We start from the raw sequence: 19790 nt of genomic DNA on the forward strand, positions 1-19790 counted from the left end.
TGTGCGATTGCTGGAAATCCAAGGCCGAGAATTCTACGCGCCATGCAACTTCTCTGCGCGAACCTCGTCTCACCTGGCGCTCGTAGCCAGATGCGCCGCTGACCCATGGGCTATATTTCCCCCTTCACCACCCTGCCGCCGAAGAGTTCTCCCACCCATGTTCAACAAAGGATTGTTGCTGGCCTGCGCGCTGGCCTTGCTCAGTGCCTGTGATTCCTCCTCCGAGGACGTCCCTCCCGCGCCCACTGAAAAGCCAGCTGCCGTTACCGAAGCCCCAGCCCCCAAGCGCGAAGACCCGGCGGTATTGGCCAAGCGCTACGAAGGCCGCGAACTGACCGTGCTGGATGCCTCGGAAGTGCAACTCGACGGCGCCAGCACCCTGTCTGTGAGTTTCTCGGTGCCGCTGGACGCTAACCAGGACTTCGCCGGCAAGGTGCACCTGGTCGACACGGTCAAGGGCAAGCTCGATGGCGCCTGGGAGCTCTCCGACAACCAGATGGAACTGCGCCTGCGCCACCTCGAGCCGCAGCGCAAGCTGGTGCTGACCGTCGACAAGGGCCTGCTGGCGGTCAACGGCCAGACGCTGGCCGCAGAGTCGGTCAGCCGTCTGGAAACCCGCGACATGCAGGCTACCGTCGGCTTCGCCAGCCGTGGCTCGCTGCTGCCCACGCGCCTGGCCGAAGGCCTGCCGGTCATCGCCCTGAACGTCGCCAAGGTCGACGTGGAGTTCTTCCGCATCAAGCCGGACATGCTGTCGAGCTTCCTGGTCAACTGGGGCCGCAACAGCAGCCTGTACTACTACCAGTCCAAGGAAACCCTGGACATGGCCGAGCTGGTCTACAGTGGCCGCTTCGACCTCAACCCCGCGCGCAACACCCGCGAAACCCTGCTGTTGCCGATCTCCGGGATCAAGCCGCTGCAGGAGCCCGGCGTGTACCTGGCAGTGATGCGCGCCTCGGGCACCTACGACTACTCCCAGCCCGCGACGCTGTTCACCCTCAGCGACATCGGCCTGTCCGCGCACCGCTACCGCGACCGCCTGGATGTGTTCGCCCAGGCTCTGGAGGGTGGCAAGGCCCTGGCCGAGGTCACCCTCGAACTGCACGACGACAAAGGCAAGTTGCTGGCCCAGGCCAAGACCGATGGCAAGGGCCACGCGCAACTGCCGATCACCGCCAAGGCCGACACCCTGATCGCTACCCAAGGCGTGCACACCACCTTGCTGCGCCTGAATACCGCTGCCCTGGACCTGGCCGAATTCGACATCACGGGCCCCCAGTCCAACCCGTTGCAATTCTTCGTATTCGGCCCGCGCGACCTGTATCGCCCCGGCGAAACGGTGCTGCTCAACGGCCTGCTGCGCGACCAGGACGGCAAACCGGTCAAGCCCCAGCCTGTCACCGTGGAAGTGCGCCGCCCCGATGAACAGGTGAGCCGCAAGTTCGTCTGGGAAGCCGATGCCAATGGCCTGTTCCAGTACCAGCTGCAACTGGCCACCGAGGCGCCGACCGGGCGCTGGCAGCTGCTGCTCGACCTGGGCGGTGGGCGCAAGCAGGTGCATGAGTTCCTCGTCGAAGACTTCCTGCCCGAACGCCTGGCCCTGGAACTCAAGGGCAGCCCGACGCCGCTGAGCCCCGAGCAGACCGCGCAAGTCCAGGTCGATGGCCGCTACCTCTACGGCGCTCCCGCCGCGGGTAATCGCTTGAGTGGGCAAGCCTACGTGCGTCCTCTTCGCGAGGCGGTGGCGAAGCTGCCGGGCTACCAGTTCGGTTCGGTCACCGAAAACGAGCTGAGCCAGGACCTGGAACTGGACGAAGTCACCCTCGACCAGGCGGGCAAGGCCACGCTGGAAATCGAAAGCCGCTGGGCCGAGGCCCGCTCGCCCCTGCAACTGACCGTGCAGGCCAGCTTGCAGGAGTCTGGTGGCCGTCCGATCACCCGCCGCCTGGAACAACCCATCTGGCCCGCCGAGCGCCTGCCCGGCCTACGCGGTTTGTTCGATGGTGAGGAAACCGACAGCGATGCTCCCGTGGAATTCGAAGTGCTGGTGGCCGACCGTGAGGGCAACAAGCTCGCTGCCGAAGGCCTCAAGGTGCGCCTGGTGCGCGAGCGCCGCGACTACTACTGGAACTACTCGCAGAGCGATGGCTGGAGCTACGACTACAACGAGAAATTCCTCACCCAGGCCGAGGAAACCGTCGACCTCAAGGCGGGCGGCACGGCCAAACTGACCTTCCCGGTGGAGTGGGGACCGTACCGGGTCGAGGTGGAAGACCCTGAGACCGGGCTGGTTTCCAGCGAACGCTTCTGGGCCGGCTACCGCGCCCAGGACAACGCCGAAGGCGGCGCGGTACGCCCCGACCAGGTCAAGCTGGCACTGGACAAACCATCCTATGCCGATGGCGCCACTGCCAAGGTTACGGTCACCCCGCCTGCCGCTGGCAGTGGCTACCTGATGATCGAGTCCAGCGATGGCCCGCTGTGGTGGCAGGCAATCGACGTGCCTGCCGAAGGCAAGACCTTCGAGGTGCAGCTCGACCAACAGTGGGCGCGCCACGACCTGTACATCAGCGCCCTGGTGATTCGCCCGGGCGAGCGCAAGGTCAATGCCACGCCCAAGCGCGCCGTGGGTGTGCTGCACCTGCCGCTGGACCGCGCCGGGCGCAAGCTTGCCGTGACCCTTGAAGCGCCCGAGAAGATGCGCCCCAAACAGCCGCTGACGGTGAAGTTCAAGGCCGTCAATGCCGATGGCAGCGTACCGAAACAGGTGCATGTGCTGCTGTCGGCGGTGGACGTGGGCATTCTCAACATCACCGACTTCAAGACCCCCGACCCCTTCACCGGCCTGTTCGGCCGCAAGGCCTATGGCGCCGACCAGCTGGATATCTACGGCCAGCTGATCGAAGCCGGTCAGGGCCGCCTGGCCAGCCTGGCGTTCGGTGGCGATGCGGCCATGGCCAAGGGTGGCAAGCGCCCCAATACCACTGTCACCATCGTTGCCCAGCAGAGCCTGCCGGTGACCCTCGACGCCAATGGCGAGGGCGAGGCCCGCGTTGATATCCCCGACTTCAACGGCGAGCTGCGACTGATGGCCCAGGCCTGGACCGACGAGCACTTCGGCGTTGCCGAAGGCAAGACGGTGGTGGCCGCCCCGCTGATCGCCGAGCTCTCCGCCCCGCGCTTCCTGGCCGGTGGCGACCAGACCCGCCTGGCCCTGGACCTGGCCAACCTGTCCGGTCGCGCCCAGCAACTGAACGTGCAACTGCACACCGAGGGCCAGCTTGGCCTGACTGGCGCAGCCGAGCAGAGCATCGCCCTGGCCGAGGGCCAGCGCACCACCTTGATGATTCCGGTGCAGGCCCAAGGCGGGCTCGGCCAAGGCAAGCTGCGGGTCAGCGTCAGCGGCCTGCAACTGCCTGGTGAGCCGGTCACCACCTTCGAGCGCGAGTGGAGCCTGGGTGTACGCCCGGCCTACCCGGCGATGCTCAAGCACTACCGCGTGGCCCTCAAGGACCAGCCCTGGACCCTGCCGGAAAGCGACCTGGCCGCGTTCGAACCGGCGGGCCTGGAGGCGAGCCTGGCGCTGTCCAGTCGCCCACCGCTGAACCTCGCCGAGCAGATCCGCGCCCTGGAAGCCTACCCCTACGGTTGCCTGGAGCAGACCGCCAGTGGCCTGTACCCCTCGCTCTACGCCGACGCCGAAAGCCTCAAGCGCCTAGGCATCAAGGGCGAGCCGGGCGATGTGCGCAAGCGCAAGATCGAAATGGGCATCGAACACCTGCTGGGCATGCAGCGCTACAACGGCAGCTTCGGCCTGTGGAGCGCCGACAGCGAGGAAGAATACTGGCTGACCGCCTATGTCACCGATTTCCTGCTGCGCGCCCGTGACCAAGGCTATGGCGTGCCGGCCGAGGCGCTGAAGAAGGCCAACGAGCGCCTGCTGCGTTACCTGCAGGAACGTAACCTGATCGAAGTCGACTACAGCGAAGACGCCGAGCACACCCGCTTCGCCGTGCAGGCTTATGCCGCACAGGTGCTTGCGCGCAGCCAGCAGGCGCCACTGGGCGCGCTGCGCAGCCTGTTCGAGCGCCGCAGCGATGCGCGCTCTGGCTTGGCGCTGGTGCAACTGGCGGTGGCACTGGACAAGATGGGCGACAAGCCTCGCGCCCAGCAGGCCCTGCAAGCGGGCCTGGCGATCGGTCGCGGCAAAGGTTGGCTGGCCGACTACGGCAGCGCCGTGCGCGACCAGGCGCTGATTCTCGCCTTGCTACAGGAAAATGACTTGGCCGCCGAGCAGGTCGACCAACGCCTGTTCGCGCTGTCCGATGAACTGGCGGCCAACCGCTGGCTCTCCACCCAGGAACGCAACGCCCTGTTCCTCGCCGGGCGTGGTCTGCTCGGCAAGCCGGAAGGCCACTGGCAGGCGCGCCTGGACAGCGCCGGCGAAGTGCGTGAATTCAACAATGTGGAGTCGGGCATGAAGCTCGAAGGGCCGCTGCTGGCCTCGCCGCTGAGCATCCAGAACCAGGGCAGCGAGACCCTGTACCAGCAGCTGACGGTGTCTGGCTACCCGCGCCAGGCGCCTGCGGCCAGCAGCAACGGCCTGGAGATTCGCCGCGAGTACCTGGGCATGAATGGCCAGCCCCTGGACCTGCGCAACCTGCGCAGCGGCGACCTGGTGCTGGTGCACCTGGCGCTGAAGGCACAGAGCCAAGTGCCTGATGCCCTGGTGGTCGACCTGCTGCCCGCAGGCCTTGAGTTGGAAAACCAGAACCTCGCGCAAAGCGCTGCGAGCCTGGACAACGCCAGCACCGCGGTGAAGCAGTGGCGCGAGTCGATGCAGAACGCCAGCGTGGTGCACCAGGAATACCGCGACGACCGCTACGTGGCGGCGCTCAAGCTCGACAGCTACGGCACCACTCACCTGCTGTACCTGGCTCGCGCGGTAACGCCAGGCAGCTACCGCATTCCACCGCCGCAGGTCGAGTCGATGTACCGGCCCAACCTGCAAGCGGTGGGGGAGAGCCAGGGCGAGATGCTGGTCAAGGCACGCTAGCTCCATGACACTGGGGCCGCACAGCGGCCCCGTCTCTCACCGCACCACCCAGCTCAACACCCACAACCCCAGCAACGCCCAGATGATCCCCATTACGATCGAAGCCCGCATGAACGCGCGTACCGCCGAATACAACAGCAGCAGCCCGACGATCAGCGCCAGTATGCTGACCAGCGAGGTGTCCATGCCCAACGTACGCGCCAGGCCATCGATGAAATTGCCCCCGGCATTGGCCAACAGGTTGAACAACCCGCTCAGGCCATCGACGATGAAGCGGATAATCGAACCCAGTGCCTGGCCCAGCCACTCGAAAAAACCTTCTACATGCATAGTCGCTTCCTGATGAACGAATCGGTGGTTCCAGGGCTTTGGCCATCAACTGGCCAGGTCGGTTCCCGATGCCAAGCTTAGTTCGCACACGCGCCGTGCGTAGGCTTATCGCAGGCCTGTTGCTGGTCGTCGCGCTGCTGTGGCTTGCAGACCATCTCTGGCCCTTGCCGATGCCGGCCGACGACCAGGCGCGGGTGGTGCTGGCCGAGGACGGCACGCCGCTGTGGCGCTTCGCCGATGCCGATGGCGTGTGGCGTTATCCGGTCAGCGCCGATGAGGTGTCGCCGCTGTACCTGGAGGCGTTGCTGACCTACGAGGACCGCTGGTTCTACCAGCACCTTGGGGTCAACCCGCTGGCCCTGGCACGCGCCGCCTGGCTCAACCTGCGTGGCGGGCGTGTGGTGTCGGGGGGCAGCACGCTGTCGATGCAGGTGGCACGTCTGCTCGACCCCCACGACCGCACCCTGGCCGGCAAGCTGCGCCAGCTGTGGCGTACCGCGCAGCTGGAGTGGCACCTGTCCAAGGCTGAAATCCTTCAGCTGTACCTCGATCGCGCGCCCTTCGGTGGCACCCTGCAAGGCGTGGCCGCCGCCAGCTGGGCGTACCTGGGCAAGTCGCCGAAATACCTCACGCCCGCCGAGGCGGCGCTGCTCGCCGTGCTGCCCCAGGCGCCCAGTCGCTTGCGCCCCGATCGCCACCCCGAGCGCGCGCAGCGGGCCCGTGACAAGGTGCTGCAACGCCTGGCCGAATACCAGGTGTGGCCGCAGCAACATATCGATGAGGCGCGCGAGGAGCCGCTGCTGCTCGCGCCTCGCCAGGAGCCCGCACTGGCACCACTGCTGGCTCGGCGCCTGAACACACCTGGCAGCCCGGCGCTGATCCACACCACCTTGGATGCCGCGCTGCAACGACGCCTCGAAGACCTGCTGCTGGGCTGGCGTGCGCGCCTGCCCGAGCGCACCTCGGCAGCGCTGCTGGTGGTCGAGACCAAGACCATGGCCGTGCGCGCCTACCTCGGCTCCATCGACCTGAACGATGCCCGGCGCTTCGGCCATGTCGACATGGTCCACGCCCTGCGTTCGCCCGGCTCGACCCTCAAACCGTTCCTCTATGGCATGGCCATGGACGATGGCCTGATCCATTCCGAGTCGTTGTTGCAGGATGTGCCTCGCCGCTATGGCGACTACCGTCCCGGCAACTTCTCCATGGGCTTCAGTGGCCCGGTGTCGGCCAGTTCCGCGCTGGCGCTGTCGCTCAACCTGCCCGCAGTGCAGTTGCTCGAAGCCTATGGGCCGAAACGCTTCGCCGCGCAGATGCGCATGGGCGGTGTGCCGCTGGTGCTGCCGCCGCTGGCCGAGCCGAACCTGTCGCTGATTCTCGGTGGCGCCGGCAGCCGCCTGGAAGACCTAGTGGGGGGCTATGCGGCGCTGGCCCGTGAAGGCCACAGCGCACGTATTCGCCTGCAACCCCAGGACCCGCTGGTCGAGCGGCGTCTGTTGTCCCCGGGAGCCGCGTGGATCACCCGGCGTATTCTCAGCGGCCAAGCCCGGCCCGACCGCGACCCCCACGCCGAGCTGGTGCAGCGCCCGCAACTGGCGTGGAAGACCGGCACCAGCTATGGCTTTCGCGATGCCTGGTCGATCGGTGTAGGTCCGCGCTACCTGATTGGCGTGTGGATCGGCCGCCCGGACGGCACACCGGTGCCTGGCCAGTTCGGCCTGGCCTCCGCTGCGCCACTGATGCTCCAGGTGCACGATCTGCTGAGCAACCGCGACAGCCAGCGCGGCATCGCAGCGCCAGTGGAGCCGGTGCCGTCCAGCGTGGGCGTGGCGGCGATCTGCTGGCCGCTGGGCCAGCCGCTGAACCGCCAGAGCCCATCGTGTCGACGCCAGCGTTTCGCCTGGACCCTGGACGGCACCACGCCGCCGACCTTGCAGGCTGCCGACCAGCCCCTGGGCCTGGGCCTGCGCGAAACGGTATGGGTGAATGCACGAGGGCTGCGGGTGGATGGCACCTGCCCCAGTGCCGAAGCGCGGGAGGTGGCGTTGTGGCCCGCGCCGCTGGAACCGTGGTTGCCCCGCGCAGAGCGCCGCGCCGCACGCGTACCCGCAGCTGACCCCGCCTGCCCGCCGCAAGTACCGGCCAGCGCCCCGCCGCTGTCGATCGTCGGTGTGCGCTCTGGTGACAATTTGCGCCGCCCGGCTACCAGCAGCGAGCCGTTGCAGTTGAGGGTTTCTGCCTTGGGTGGCGGCGGGCAGCGCTGGTGGTTCCTCAATGGCCAGCCATTGGGGGAAACCCGGGGGCAGGACAGCCTGCTGGTGCGCTTCGAGCGGGCAGGGCAGGTAGAGCTGAGTGCGCTGGACGATAGCGGCCAGACCGCTCGGGTGGCGTTTCAGGTCAGTGAATGAGGCCTTCGGTGGTTCGCGAGACTAGTCACATGGCACTAGCTCCACTGATAGGGTCAATGCCTGTCGCCGCCTAACCCATTGAATCGAAAACCCATTCCACCGCCCTGCGCGCCCCCTCCCAGCCGAGCTAATACCAACTTACGACCTACCTGCCTGCCTTTCCCAGGTCTTCACTGATGTCATAAGGCTAGCGATACCTGCCAACAGATATCGCACAACAACAGACAGCGGCAGGAGTCACCACATGAACAGGCAAGCGTGGATGAGGACTGGCACCGCCCTGGCATTGGCCATGGCGCTTGGTCTCGCAGGGTGCAGCAGCGGAGGTGGCGGCAGCCATAGCGGGGTCGATGGCTCATCCGGCGATGCCGCGGCAGCAGGCGGTGTTACCGATGGTGGCGGAACGGGTGGAGGCGGCACCGGCGGCGGTGGTACCGGAGGCGGCGGCACTGGCGGTGGCACCGCAAGCCCGCTGGTGACCAGCCAGGTCGTCGACCAGGTGGGCAATACCGTCAGCGGCCTGGGCGACGGGCTCGTCGACCTCGGCGAGATGGTCGGCTCGCTGCCCATCGCCGGAGACACTTCGCTGACCGGCGGCGTGGGTTCACTGGTGTCGTCTGCCGGCAATGCCGTGAACTCCGTTGGCAGTGGCCTCAGCGAAGGCCTCGGCCAGCTCGGCACTGGCAACAACGCCGTGGGCACTACCGTTGGCGTGGTGGGCGCGGCCACTTCTGATCTTGGTGCCGGCGTGTCTGGTCTTGGCCAGGGCGTGCAGGGGCTGGCGTCCAGTTCGCTGGTCGAGCAGGTGCCGGTGGCCAACCTAGTGGTGGCGGGCGCTGGGCAGGGCGTCGACCGGGTTGGCCAGGTGGTGACCATGCTCGGCGATACCCTCACGCCCATCGGCACCAATGGCCCATTGGCCGGTGCAACCCAAGGCGTAAGCGATGCATTGGTGCCCGTGGTCTCGCTGGTGGAGAACACCGCCGCCAACGCCACACGCCAGACTGGCCTGGCCGGACCGCTGAACCAGACGCTCAATCAGGTAGGCGGTGCACTCGACCAAGCCGGCCAGCAAGTGGCCGGGGCCGGCGATGGCAACCCCATGACCACCACCCTGGGCCGTGCAGTCAGTGGCGTCGGCGATGCCGTCAGTACCGGCAGCGGCCTGGCGCCAACCAGCGGCGGCCCGCGTACAGGCTTGCTGGAAACCGCCGGCGGCGTGGTCGCCGGTGCTGGCAGTGGGCTCGGTGCAGGCTCCAGCAACCCGGCCATCGCCTCGGTGGGCGGCAGTGTCGGGCAAGTGGGCAATACCGTTGCCCGCCTGGGGACGGTGCTGGGCGGTAATGGCGTGACCAATACCGCGGCGGGCGCTCCGGTGGCGGGGCTCACCCAGCAGGTGGGTATCGGCGCCAACCCCGTGGTGAGTGGGGTGGCCAGCCTTACCCAGCAAGTCGGTGGCGGTACTGGCCTCGGTGCACCTGTGGCGGGCCTGCTCACCCAGGTGGGCGGCGCGGTGGCCAACGTCGGCTCGCAACTCAACGCAGCTACCGGCAACCCGGTGGTCAGCCAGTTGGGCACGACGGTCAACAGCGTGGGCGGCAGCGTGGCGCAGGCCGGAGGCCTGGTCAACGGCGGTACTGCACAACCGGGTGGATTGGGTGGCGTACTGGGTGGCCTGAGCGGGGCGCTTGCAGGTGGGCAACGCTGAGTCGACGGGCGCTTTGCCAGCACCTACGCTTGTAGCAAGCCGTGTCCTGCAACGGGCACGGCTTGCTGCCATCCACCGGATCATGGAGTGTCCGAATGCGTCCTCTGGTCGTGACGATGCTGGCGCTGTCCTGGGCTTGCGTGGCCCGTGCCGAACCCCTGCCGAGTTTTCTCAACAGCAACGAAACCGAACGCCGCTTGCCTACGCCGAACCTGCCAGTGGAGGCCTACCGCCCACCGGCGCCCGGCTTGCAAGTGCCGCCCCCGGCGAGCCCACAGCAACAGCCGTTGCTGATGAGCACCGAAGTGCAGGTGAACAAGGTGCGCTTCGAAGGCGGCACCGTGTACCCGCTGGCTGAACTGCGCGAGCACTATCGCCCCCTACTCAAGCGCAAGGTGACCTTGGGCGAGTTGATCGAAGTCACCCGTCGCCTGACCCAGCGTTACCAGCAGGATGGCTACTTGTTGTCCTACGCCTATCTGCCGCCCCAGGATTTCGCCGATGGTCGTGTGCGGGTGGTGCTGGTCGAGGGTTACATCCGCGATTACCAGGTCGAAGGCGACCTCGGCGCCGCCAGCGTCTACCTCGACCGCCTGATGGCCAAGCTCAAGGCCGAACGCCCGCTCACCCGCAAGACCTTCGAGCGCTACACCAGCCTGGTCACGCGCATCCCCGGCGTCACCTTCCAGGCCCAGGTCCCGCCCCCTGGCACCACCGACGGCGGCACCCGGTTGATCGCCCAGGCCGCGCGCAAGCCCTTCACCAGTTCGATGAACCTCAACGATGGCAGCCGCGACGACCTGCAAGCGCTGCTGAGCGTCACCAGCAACGCCCAGACCCGCTTTGCCGAGCAATTGAGCGCTGCCGTGCTGGTGCCACCGGGCGACGACAAGGAGCATTACTACCGGCTCGACTACAGCCAGTTCGTCGATGCCGAAGGCAGCCAGTTGCTGCTGTCGGCCTCGCGCTACCGCAGCGACCCCAGGGCGCGTATCCGCTTGGGCAACGGTGTCGATTTGCGCCAGCACCGCGAGAACGAGCGCTACTCGATCGGCCTGAGCCAGTCGCTGATCGCATCCCCCACCGAATGGCTGGATGTGGTGGGGCGCTTCTATGCGGTGAACGACCAGATCGACTACCGGGTGGTCGGCCAGCCGCTGGAGCTGGGCAGCGAGACCAACCTGCGCGCCCTCTCGTTCGAGGGCGATTGGCGCAAGGCCCAGGAGCGGCGCCTGCGCATTCTCAGTGCCGGCGTGTACCAGGGGCTGGACCATTTCGGCGCGCGTACCAATGCCGGCTACGACCTGGATTTCCTGCGCGTGCGGGTGTCCGGCATACAGAGCGACGACTTCCTCGACCGCTGGCAAGGCGTGGCTTCGGCTGTCGCCTACTGGAGCAACGACAATTTGCCCGACAGCGAGCGGGCGGTGTTCGGCGGGCAGAACTTCGGCCGCGGCTACCCCAGCGACCAGGCGTCGGGCGACAAGGGCTGGGGGCTGGCCTACGAGCTGAACTACAGCTTCCGGCGCGAAGGTGCCTGGCTGAAAGTCTTGCAACCCTACATGGTGCTCGATGCGGCGCGCGCCTGGTTCAACGAACTGGAGGTGCAGAAGGCGAAACTGTCGTCGGCGGCAGTGGGCATGCGCTTCGGCGACCTGCGCCACTACAACATCGCGCTGGAAGTGGCCAAGCCGATGTCCGACATCGCCCTGGACAGCCTGAACCGGCGGCCGCGGTTTACCGTGAGTTTCAGTTACCAGCTGGATTGACGGCTACTTCACCACGCTCATCAACGGCTTGGGGAACAGGTTCTCCAGCGTCTCGAGCAAGCGGGCGTGGAAGATCGGCTTGCGGAACAGGTCGAGCACTTGCAGGCGCAGCAGGTCGCTGACGTCGTCCATGTCGGCATGGCCGGACATCACGATCACCGGCAGGTGCTGGCGTGCAGTGTGGTCGCGCAGGCGCTTGATCAGGCCGATACCGCTTTCCTCGGGCATGCGCAGGTCGGTGATGACCAGGGCGATGTCAGGGTGGCGGGTGAGGTGTTGCAGGGCCAGGCTCACCGAGGTGGCGGTGTGGCAGTTGAAGCCTTCGTTTTCCAGTAGCTCCGCCAGTTCCAGCAGGGCCTCTTCCTCGTCGTCTACCAGTAGGATCTGTTGGCGCAAGGAAGAGGTCGGCATGGGTGGGCTCCTGTCCGTAGGGTCGAGCGATGAACTGGCCGGAGATCGTTTCTAGCTGCCACCACCGCTGCTACCACCGCTGCCACCACTCGATGGCGTAATCGCCGTCTGGATGGTTTGCATAGTGGCCTTGACCTGGGTGGAGATCGGGGTGACGAACGCAGCCAGTGCCACGGCGACCATCGCCGCGATGATCGCGTACTCGATACCCGATGCGCCGTCCTTGCGGCGTACGAAGGTTCGGCAATGGGAAAGGATTCTTCGCAGCATGGCACAGCTCCTTGCGCCAGAGGGCGCGGGTGTCGGGGTGCAGCAAAATGACACCCCTTTGACATCATAGGATTGCCAACCCGCGAAAGGCTGCAAATGTAAAAAGTGACTAGTCATAAAGTATTGATTTTAAGCGATTTAGCTAAGTATCTGTTTTCCTTGGGCGTCAATTTAGTGACCCAAAAATTTGCGACCACGCTCATGGCGAAACAGCCTGTCTAGGCTACCGTCCAATAGCGAAATAATTACTTTTTGACATCATTGGCGCCGATGCAGGGAGGGCAGGTATGAGCAGTCGCTTGACCATGGTTCTGGCTGCCCTGTTCCTGTTCGCCGCCTTGCTCGCCGGGTATTGGGGCCTGGTGCTCAGTCGCCCACCGGTAGCGCCTGTCGCGCCGCCGGTGGCCAGTGCCGAGCAACCTTCCGTGGCGCAAATGCCCGCTCCCATGCTGCCAGCCGAACCACAAGGTTCGCCCATCGTGGTGCTGCGCAAGGCGGTGCCGGCCAATACCCCGTTGAGCGCAGATGACCTGTTGGTGGAGCACCTGCAAGTGGTGCCTGCCGGTGCCTTCCAGCGTATCGAGCAGGTCACCGGCCGCAGCAGCGCCCGGCCATTGGCCGCTGGCAGTTGGCTGGACGAGTCGAGCTTCCTGGCGGGCGGGCCGCTGGCGCGGATGATTCGCCCGAACGAGCGGGCAGTAGTGGTGGGTGTTGACGAGGTGGTCGGCGCCGCCTGGCAACTGCGCCCTGGCGACTACGTGGATGTGCTGCTGTTCCTGCGGGAAGACAACCACAACCCGCAGGCTTCGGCGCAAGTGGTGCTGCCTGCGCTACGGGTGCTGAGCGTCGGCGAACAGACCGGCCTTGGCAACGATGGCCGCCCGGCGCAGACCGCCGACGAGCAGGCCGCGCGCCGCGATGCCTCGGGGTTGGGCGGCGGCACCCGCACCGTGGCCCTGGCCGTGCCCGAGGCGCTGGCCAGCCGCCTGATGCTCGCGGCCCAGGCCGGCACCTTGCGCCTGGCCGTGCGCAGCGCCGACGAACAACTGCTGGCGCGCTACTGGGCCGAGCCCCAGAGCAAACAGCAGGTGGACACTGCCAACCGCGACCTGTACCGCTTCAGCCAGCTGTCCCAGGTGCCGCTGGCCAAGGCCACGGCCAGTGGTGGTGCAACGGGCATGCAGGTCATTCGTGGTGCCCAGGCCGCCGAGGCGAACCCGACCCCCTGAACCAAGCAAGGATGCCGCGATGCGTCGTTTCGTGATGCGTAGCCCTTCGGCAACACTCACAGTGTTGTGTTGCGCGTTCTCCCTCGCCGTGCTGGCGCCACAGGCATTGGCGGCGCCAAAAGGCTGCGAGGCGTTCGCCCAGTTGCCTTCGGTGATCGAGATAGACCAGGGCCTGCAACAGGAACTGCGCCTGCCCCTGGCGATCAGCCGGGTAGCGGTGGGCGAGCCAAGGGTGGCCGATGTGCAGGCCAGTGGCGAGCGTGCGGTGTTGCTGACTGCCGTGGGGCCGGGCAATACCACGCTGATGCTGTGGACTGCCTGCGCGCCGTCGCCGCACCGGGCCATGCTGTTCGTCAAGGGCCGGGCCAGTGCCGACATGGCCGAGGATGCCTTGTTGCCCAGCCAGGACGCCGGATTGCCGATCCAGGTGCAGGCGGATATTCGTTTCGTCGAGGTGCGTCGCAACAAGTACAAGGAGGCCGGGGCGCGGTTGTTCTTCAGTGGTTCTAACAACAGCCTGATCGGCTCACCCGGTACGGTGCCGGGCACCACTATCACCCCGGGCCGCGTCTCGGGCACGCGACCAGCAATGCCACTCGATGATGGTGTGTTCAATATCGTCTGGGGGGGCGGCAGCAGTCGCTTCCTGGCTGCGATCAACGCGCTTGAGAACAGCGGCTTCGCCTACACCCTGGCACGCCCCAGCCTGACCGTGCTGAGCGGGCTTACCGCAAGTTTCCTGGCCGGTGGCGAGATTCCTATTCCAGTACCCAGCTCCGGCAGCGACACCGTGTCGATCGAATACAAGGAGTTCGGCGTACGACTGGCATTGACGCCAACGGTCATCAGTCGCGATCGCATCACCCTGAAGGTCGCTCCCGAGGTCAGCGAACTGGACTACACCAACGCGGTGAACATCGCTGGCACCGCAGTGCCCGGCCTGAGCGTGCGACGCACCGACACCAGCATTTCCCTGGCCGATGGCGAGAGCTTCATCATCAGCGGCCTCATCAGCAACAGCACCCGCTCGGCAGTCGACAAGTTCCCAGGCCTTGGCAACATCCCTGTGCTTGGTGCGTTCTTCCGGCAGTCGGCGATGGTCCGCGAAGAAACCGAACTGCTGATGATCGTCACCCCCCACCTGGTCCAACCCCTGGCCGCCAACGCCCGCCTACCCGAACTGCCTGGCGAAGGCCTGCGCACCTACGACCCCAGCTGGGGCCGCCTGTTCTTCCTGGAAAACGGCAACTTCGACCGCCGCAGTGGGTTATCACGATGAACGAGAGCCTGAACCACACCTACCTGGCGATCACCCGCAACGAGGATGACCTGCACTGGCTGCAGGGTGCCCTCACGCCGCTGGGGCAGGTGATCGGTGCCAGTGCCAGCAACCTCGACGAACTGTTGTCGTTGGTGGACGTGACTTTCAGCAACCTGGTGTTCATCGGCCTGGACCGCGAACAACTGGTGCAGCAGTGCGCATTGATCGAAGGCGTGCTTGAGGCCAAGCCGATGCTGGCGATCGTCGCCCTGGGCGATGGCATGGACAACCAGCTGGTACTGCACGCCATGCGCGCCGGGGCCCGCGACTTCGTCGCCTACGGCTCGCGGGCCAGCGAAGTGGCCGGGTTGGTGCGACGGCTCGGCAAGCGCCTGCCGACGGTCACCAACAGCCCGAGCCTGGGCGGCCTGACCGTGCTCTACGGCGCCCAGCGCAGCGCCGACGGCGCGCTGCTGACCAGCCACCTGGCGCGGGTGGTGCAGGAAAGCGGGCAGCAAACCCTGCTATTGGACCTGGGCCTGCCCCGCGGCGACAGCCTAGCGCTGCTCGGGCTGGAGGCCTCGTTCCACTTCGGTGATGCCGTGCGCCACCTGCGTCGCCTCGACACCACCCTGATCGACAGCGCCTTCACCCGCGACAAGGGCGGCCTGCGCATCCTCGCCTACGCCGACAGCGACGAGCCGCTGGGGCAGACCAGCGCCGCCGAGCTGTACATGCTGCTCAGCGCCCTGCGCCAGCATTTCCAGCACATCGTGGTGAACCTCACCGGGCACCCCGACAGCGAGGCGCTGCGCACCGTCATCAGCCATTGCGACAAGCTGATCATCTACACCGACCAGAACATCCTCGACTGCCGACGCAACCTCGATGTCCTCGAGCTGTGGCGCGACCGCGGCATCAAGCTGGAACACGCAAGCCTGCTGGTCGACCGATTCCTGCGCCATGTCGCGCCGGATGCCGAGGCCCTGGCCAAGCGCTATGCGCTGCCGCTGCTCAAGGTCATGCCCTACAGCCCCGAGGTGCGACTCAACGCCAAGAACCAGGGCCTGACGCTGTTCGAACTGGCCCCGCGCGAAGGCCTGACCCAAGCCCTGCGCGGCCTTGGCGAGCGCTTGGCGCGGCGCTCGGAAAACCTGGGAACACCGACCTTCCCCTGGTTGCGTCGGCTGTGGGGTAGCAAATGAGCGGCGACGAACTGTTCGGCGGCCAGCGCCACGCTGGGGCCGACCCGCAGGCGTTGAAGCGCGCACTGCACCGCTTCGTCATCGATGCCATCGAGGACAGCGGGCGCAACCTGCTGGAGGGCGCGCGCCCGGCGCTGGCGCAGTTCGTCCTGGAGCAGGTGGGCGACTACGTGGCGCGCCTGCGCCTGGCGCTGTCGCGCTACGAGATGGAGCGCCTGGCCGAGGAACTGGTCGACGAGCTGACCGGCTTCGGCCCGCTGGAGGTGCTGCTGCGCGATGCCAGCGTTACCGAGATCCTGGTCAATGGGCCGCACCGGGTGTTCGTCGAGCGCGCCGGGCTGTTGCAGCAGACCGACCTGCGCTTCATCGACGCCCACCATGTAGAGCGGGTGATGCAGCGCATTCTTGCGCCTTTGGGGCGGCGCCTGGACGAGTCGTCGCCGATGGTCGATGCACGCATGCCCGATGGCAGTCGGGTCAATGCGATCATCCCGCCTGTGGCGCTGGATGGCCCCTGCCTGTCGATCCGCAAGTTCCGCCAGGACATGCTCAAGGGCGCCGACCTGCTCGCCACCCGCGCCATCGACCAGCACATTTTCGACTTCTTCGAGCGCGCCGTAGGAAGGCGCTGCAACATCCTGGTCAGCGGCGGTACCGGCACCGGCAAGACCACGCTGCTGAACATTCTCAGCCAGATGATCGCCCCGCAGGAGCGCCTGGTGACCATCGAGGATGTCGCCGAGCTGCAACTGCACCACCCTCATGTAGTGCGCCTGGAAACCCGCCCGCCGAATGCCGAGGGGCATGGCGAGATCAAGGCCAGCGAGTTGATCCGCAACGCCCTGCGCATGCGCCCGGACCGCATCCTGCTGGGCGAGATTCGCGGCGCCGAGGTCATCGATGTGCTCACGGCAATGAACACCGGCCATGACGGCTCGATGAGCACGGTGCACGCCAACACCGCCCAGGATGCGCTGCTGCGCCTGGAAACCCTGGTGGGCCTGACCGGGCGCCAGGTGGCCGAGAAGACCCTGCGGCAGATGATCTGCGCGGCCCTCGACGTGGTCATCCAGCTTACCCGCCTGGCCGATGGCCGACGCTGTGTCGCCGAGGTGCTGGAGGTGGTCGGCGTACGTGACGATGTGTACGTCACCAACACCCTGTTCCGCCTCGACCGACGCACTGGCGAGGGCTTCCTGCGCGAGTCGCCGAACCCTGCCGGGGCCAAGCTGCGCCTCGAGGGCGTGTTGTGATCGGGCCGCTGCTGCTGGCCCTGTCGCCCTTGTGCCTGGGCGCGGCGCTGCTGTTATTCCGCTTGGGCCTGCACAAGCGCGGCGAGGAGCGCATCCTGCTGCGCCTGGGCCGCGCTTACCGCAGCGTTCGCAGCGCCAATGTGCGGCGCGACTGGCTCGACCCGCTGCTGTTACGTGCAGGCCTGGCGCACTGGGAGGTGCGGCCCCGCAATTGGCTGCTGGCCTGGCTGGGCCTGGTGCTGCTGGCGGGGTGGCTGGCGGGCTGGGTGGCGGCGGGCATGGCGCTGGTCGGCCTACCGTTGTTGGCCTACCTGGGCCTGAGCTGGCTGTGCCGACGCCGCGCCCGCCAGCTGATCGAGCAACTGCCGAGCTTGCTGGACTACAGCGTGCGCAGCCTGAAGGCTGGGCGCACGTTGGGCGATGCGGTACTCGGCGGCATCGAAGGCGCGCGCGAGCCCCTGCGCTCGGCCATGGGCCGGGTGCGGCGCAACGTGCAACTGGGTGTGGCGCTGGACGATGCGGTCAAGGAACTGGCCGAGCTGTATGGCCTGGACGAGCTGCACCTGTTCGCCCTGGGCCTGCGCATCAACCAGCGCTATGGCGGCAATGCCAGCGAGCTGCTGGACAACCTGATCAAGCTGATTCGCGAGCGCGACCAAGGCCGCCGCCAGCTCAAGGCCATGACCGGTGAGACGCGGGTCACCGCCTGGGTACTCGCGGCCTTGCCCTTGGGGATGGTCGGCTACTTCCTGCTGGCCAACCCCACCTACCTGATGGCCATGTGGCGCGACAGCCATGGGCAACTGATGCTGCTGCTGGCGTTCGCCTTGCAGGCCCTGGGTTGCCTGGTGCTGTGGCGCATGATGAGGAGCCTGTGAATACGGCCCTGGTGGTCAGCGCTTTGTGCCTGTTTGCAGGCGGCGCCTTGTTGGCCGTGCAGGCCACCCGGCAATGGCGAGGACGGCTGCGGGTCGCACGGCGTTTGCAAGGGCGCATGGCCCGCGAGGAACGCCTGGGCGACTGGTTGCAGTGGCTGGGCAGCAGCCCGATGGGGCAGCGCTTGCAACGCCTGGATGGCGAAACCCAGGGCTTGCTCGACCAGCTCGGCTGGCGCCGCAGCCGCCAGCGCGCTGCGTTCGCCGCCGTGCAACTGGGCCTGCCGGTGGTGGCGGTGGGCCTGACGTTGTTGTTGCAGCATGGGGTAGCCGCCCAGGGGGCATTGCACTGGCTGGTGCTGCCGCTGTGTGCGGCAGGGGCCGGCTACCTGTTGCCCAAGCGTTTGTTGGCAGCGGCTGCAGCGCGGCGCCAGCAGCGGATCGCCCAGGAGGTGTGCCTGGTGATTCCGTTGCTACGCCTGCTGTTCGAGACCGGCCTGGCGGTGGAGCAGGCCCTGCGGGTGTTGAGCCAGGAGGGCCGCACCTTGGTGCCGGAGATCAGCGAGGAAGTGCGTCAGGTATTGCAGCGTGTCGACTCAGGGCTGTCGCTGGGCCCGGAGCTTGAGAAGACCGCGCGCGTGTTGGCGGTGGATGAGTTCATCGACACCTGCGTGATCCTCCAGCAACTGCTGGTGCAGGGCAGCGGCGCGATGAAGTCGTTGCAGGCGCTCAAGGAGCTGCTCGACGACCGTCGCCTGACCCGCCTGCAAGAGCGGGTGTCGAAGATGTCGGCGAAGATGTCGGCGGTGATGATGGTGTTTCTGTTCCCGGCGTTGCTCATCGTCTTGGCTGGGCCGGGTTTTTCCGCGTTGGCGCGGGCCTTGGGGTCATAGGGGGAAGGGATGAAAGGGATTCTGGTGTTCACCAGCCTGTTGCTGCTGGCCGGTTGCGCGGGCCAGCAGCAGGAGGGCCTGGCCCAATGGCTGGGCGGCAGCAGTTGCACCAAGCCGGACGCCGACCAGCAACTGGCCCTGAGCATGGCCGACGAAATGCTCAACGAAGGCCGGCCGCACGCAAGCCTTGCGCACCTTGAGAAGTTGCCCGAAAGCCTCGACCAGGTGCGTCTGCGCAAGGCCAAGGTGTCGCGCCTGCTGGGCCTTGCCGAAGCCGAGCCGCTGTACCGCAGCCTGCTCGGCGGTTGCCTGGCCGCCGAGGCCGAGCATGGCCTTGGCCAGCTCGCCTCGGCCCGTGGCGACGATGTGCAGGCGCTGCAAAACTTGCAACGTGCCGTGCGCCTGGCGCCCACCGACGAGAAGATTCGCAACGACCTGGGCGTGGTACTGATGAGCCTGGGCCGGCACGAGAAGGCGCGCTTCGAGTTCCTCACCGCCCTGGAGCTCAAGGATGACGACCCCTTGCCCGCGGTGAACCTGGTGACCTTGTCGTTGCTACAGGACAACTGGCAGCAGGCCTCGGACCTGGTCGCCAAGCTGCGCCTGAAGCCTGCGCAGTTCGCCGAGGCACAGGCGCGTGCCCAGCAGTTGAAGGCGACCGGGCGCAGTGCACTGCCGATGGGTTGAAGCACCGTAGAGAAAGGAGATGCAGATGATCCGATACGTAGTGTTGGCGATGCTCCTGCCGCTCACCGTCCAGGCCGCGGAGCCCGCGCGCCGAGCACCGCCGGAAACCGCCACCGAAGCCCTGCTGCGTGTGCAGTCCAGTGGTACGCAGGCTTCCGTGCAACCGCAGGTGCAGACGGCACGCGAGCGTGACCAGTCGATGCAGCGGTGGTTGGACAGCTACAAGTATCCGATTCCAGAGGTGTTTCGCTGGAGCAAGATGAAATCGTCGGGGGAGTGAGGCGGGGCTACCAACTTTGGTGTGTCAGTGTCGGCCTATTCGCGGCGGTTCGGCGCCCCGACAAGCCCGCTCCTACAGGGTCTAGCGCAATCTCTGTAGGAGCGGGAAACCCAGCTGAAGAACCTGTGGAAGCTGCGCGAGTACTTGTCCGAAAC

General features: G+C 66.6%; 15 protein-coding genes. 12 read left to right on the plus strand and 3 right to left on the minus strand.

Annotated features, from left to right (window positions below; all coding sequences use genetic code 11):
• The first annotated feature begins 157 nt into the window (after positions 1-157).
• On the plus strand, positions 158-5056 hold the full coding sequence (locus ACQKPE_RS16605; RefSeq protein WP_427667502.1) for an alpha-2-macroglobulin family protein: 4899 nt from the start codon (positions 158-160) through the stop codon (positions 5054-5056).
• A gap of 36 nt (positions 5057-5092) precedes the next feature.
• Here the strand turns inward: ACQKPE_RS16605 and ACQKPE_RS16610 are convergent, their stop codons facing one another.
• On the minus strand, positions 5093-5386 hold the full coding sequence (locus tag ACQKPE_RS16610) for a hypothetical protein (RefSeq protein WP_427667504.1): 294 nt from the start codon (positions 5384-5386) through the stop codon (positions 5093-5095).
• Between the two features lie 68 nt (positions 5387-5454).
• Here ACQKPE_RS16610 and pbpC point away from each other — a divergent pair, with 68 nt between their 5' ends.
• The 3 genes from pbpC to ACQKPE_RS16625 all read left to right on the plus strand — a co-directional run bounded on the left by pbpC (position 5455) and on the right by ACQKPE_RS16625 (position 11271).
• Complete coding sequence (gene pbpC, locus ACQKPE_RS16615) at positions 5455-7794, plus strand: peptidoglycan glycosyltransferase PbpC (protein WP_427667505.1); 2340 nt, start codon at positions 5455-5457, stop codon at positions 7792-7794.
• A gap of 244 nt (positions 7795-8038) precedes the next feature.
• Complete coding sequence (locus tag ACQKPE_RS16620) at positions 8039-9502, plus strand: collagen-like triple helix repeat-containing protein (RefSeq protein WP_427667507.1); 1464 nt, start codon at positions 8039-8041, stop codon at positions 9500-9502.
• Between the two features lie 95 nt (positions 9503-9597).
• Entirely contained in the window at positions 9598-11271 is a 1674-nt protein-coding gene (locus ACQKPE_RS16625) for a ShlB/FhaC/HecB family hemolysin secretion/activation protein (RefSeq protein WP_427667509.1), read from the plus strand.
• A gap of 3 nt (positions 11272-11274) precedes the next feature.
• Here ACQKPE_RS16625 and ACQKPE_RS16630 read toward each other — a convergent pair whose 3' ends face one another.
• Complete coding sequence (locus tag ACQKPE_RS16630; protein WP_427667511.1) at positions 11275-11682, minus strand: response regulator; 408 nt, start codon at positions 11680-11682, stop codon at positions 11275-11277.
• Between the two features lie 51 nt (positions 11683-11733).
• Positions 11734-11952: a Flp family type IVb pilin gene (locus tag ACQKPE_RS16635; RefSeq protein WP_427667513.1), complete on the minus strand. Its 219-nt coding sequence runs from the start codon at positions 11950-11952 to the stop codon at positions 11734-11736.
• Positions 11953-12239: 287 nt separating this feature from the next.
• Between ACQKPE_RS16635 and cpaB the strand changes: the two genes are divergently transcribed.
• Genes cpaB through ACQKPE_RS16675 form a run of 8 tightly spaced genes read left to right on the plus strand, consistent with a single transcriptional unit; the run spans position 12240 to position 19635 of the window.
• On the plus strand, positions 12240-13181 hold the full coding sequence (cpaB, locus tag ACQKPE_RS16640; RefSeq protein WP_427667515.1) for a Flp pilus assembly protein CpaB: 942 nt from the start codon (positions 12240-12242) through the stop codon (positions 13179-13181).
• A gap of 34 nt (positions 13182-13215) precedes the next feature.
• Positions 13216-14460 carry a type II and III secretion system protein family protein gene (locus tag ACQKPE_RS16645; protein ID WP_427667528.1) on the plus strand — a complete coding sequence of 415 codons (1245 nt, stop codon included), beginning with the start codon at positions 13216-13218 and terminating at the stop codon, positions 14458-14460.
• Complete coding sequence (locus ACQKPE_RS16650; RefSeq protein ID WP_427667516.1) at positions 14457-15647, plus strand: pilus assembly protein; 1191 nt, start codon at positions 14457-14459, stop codon at positions 15645-15647. Before ACQKPE_RS16645 ends, ACQKPE_RS16650 begins: the two co-directional genes overlap by 4 nt.
• The gene (locus tag ACQKPE_RS16655; RefSeq protein WP_427667518.1) at positions 15644-16900 is read left to right on the plus strand and encodes a CpaF family protein; all 1257 of its coding nucleotides are present in this window, start codon (positions 15644-15646) and stop codon (positions 16898-16900) included. Before ACQKPE_RS16650 ends, ACQKPE_RS16655 begins: the two co-directional genes overlap by 4 nt.
• On the plus strand, positions 16897-17778 hold the full coding sequence (locus ACQKPE_RS16660) for a type II secretion system F family protein (protein WP_427667520.1): 882 nt from the start codon (positions 16897-16899) through the stop codon (positions 17776-17778). Before ACQKPE_RS16655 ends, ACQKPE_RS16660 begins: the two co-directional genes overlap by 4 nt.
• Positions 17775-18668, plus strand: coding sequence for a type II secretion system F family protein (locus ACQKPE_RS16665; RefSeq protein WP_427667522.1), 894 nt, complete (start codon positions 17775-17777; stop codon positions 18666-18668). The genes ACQKPE_RS16660 and ACQKPE_RS16665 overlap by 4 nt, the downstream gene beginning before the upstream one ends.
• Positions 18669-18677: 9 nt before the next feature.
• Positions 18678-19355: a tetratricopeptide repeat protein gene (locus ACQKPE_RS16670; protein WP_427667524.1), complete on the plus strand. Its 678-nt coding sequence runs from the start codon at positions 18678-18680 to the stop codon at positions 19353-19355.
• Between the two features lie 25 nt (positions 19356-19380).
• Positions 19381-19635, plus strand: a complete 255-nt coding sequence (locus ACQKPE_RS16675; RefSeq protein ID WP_427667526.1) for a DUF3613 domain-containing protein — start codon at positions 19381-19383, stop codon at positions 19633-19635.
• Positions 19636-19790: the final 155 nt, after the last annotated feature.

This window comes from Pseudomonas sp. NPDC089554 (assembly GCF_050280645.1).
Taxonomy (GTDB): Bacteria; Pseudomonadota; Gammaproteobacteria; order Pseudomonadales; family Pseudomonadaceae; genus Aquipseudomonas.